This window comes from Desulfovibrio sp. 1214_IL3152 (assembly GCF_036763055.1).
Lineage (GTDB): Bacteria > Desulfobacterota > Desulfovibrionia > Desulfovibrionales > Desulfovibrionaceae > Desulfovibrio.
Genome location: NZ_JBAIYW010000056.1, coordinates 1 through 1144 on the forward strand (window position 1 = coordinate 1; position 1144 = coordinate 1144).

General features: G+C 60.7%; 2 protein-coding genes. Both read left to right on the forward strand.

Features of this window, described 5'->3' with window-relative positions; all coding sequences use genetic code 11:
• On the forward strand, positions 1-385 hold a 385-nt coding region (locus V6C07_RS01060; protein WP_333534548.1), incomplete at its 5' end, for a sulfite exporter TauE/SafE family protein.
• Between the two features lie 13 nt (positions 386-398).
• The coding region (locus tag V6C07_RS01065) for an efflux RND transporter permease subunit (RefSeq protein ID WP_333534549.1) at positions 399-1144 on the forward strand (746 nt) is incomplete at its 3' end.

Genomic DNA, 1144 nt, shown 5'->3' on the forward strand with positions numbered 1-1144 from the left:
GGGCAGCGGCAGCGCATTCTGGCAGAGCAGGCGCGGCTTTTTCTGCATCGGTGCGGTGACGGGGCTTATGGCCGGGCTGACAGGAGCGGGCGGGCCGGTGCTTTCCATTCCCTGGATGATCATGGCGGGCGTTTCACCCATGACGGCTGTGGGCCTTGCCATGCCCTATCAGGTGACCACGGCTCTGTTCGGCACAATCGGCAACATGTCCGACGGGCATGTGGACTTTAGCATTCTGCCCTATATCTGCGGCATGGCGCTGGCTGGCCTGTTTGCGGGGGTGGCTGTTGCCAGGCGTATTCCCACGGCATTGCTGCGAAAGCTTATCGGCGGCCTGTGCTGCGGGCTGGGGCTGTTTTTGTTCTTGCGCCTGATATGCAGTTAACGTAAAAAATGTCATGAATATCGCTTCTGTATTCATCAGCCGTCCGGTCGCTACGGTGCTGCTTATGCTCGGTATGCTTTTTTTCGGCATAACGGGCTATAAAAACCTGCCTGTCAATCATCTGCCCAATGTGGACTTTCCCACCATCCAGGTCATGGCCGACCTTGCGGGAGCCGACCCGGAAACCATGGCGGCTTCCGTCGCCACGCCTCTGGAAAAGGAATTTTTTACCATTGCGGGCATTGACTCCATTTCTTCGGTCAACTCCACAGGCCGCACCCGCATCACCATCCAGTTCGCCCTGGACCGCAACATCGATGCGGCGGCCCTGGACGTGCAGTCGGCCATCGGCCTTGCGCAGCGGCGCATGCCTTCCAACATGACCACGCCGCCGAGCTTCCGCAAGGTGAACCCGGCGGACATGCCCATCCTGTACTTGCGCGTATCGTCGCCCACGCTGCCCCTGTATGCCCTTAATGAATATGCCGACACGCTCATAGGCCAGCGTCTTTCCATGGTGGAAGGCGTGGCCCAGGTGGTGGTGTACGGCCAGAAAAAATACGCTGTGCGTGTGCAGCTTGACCCGGACGAACTGGCTTCGCGCGGGCTTGGCATTGACGAGGTGGCCGATGCCGTGGCCGCCGCCAACAGCATGCTGCCCACAGGCTCTCTGGAGGGCGCGCAGCGGGCCAGCGCCATCAAGTCTTCGGGCCAGCTGCTCAATGCCCGCGCCTTTCAGGACACTGTGGTGGCCTACCA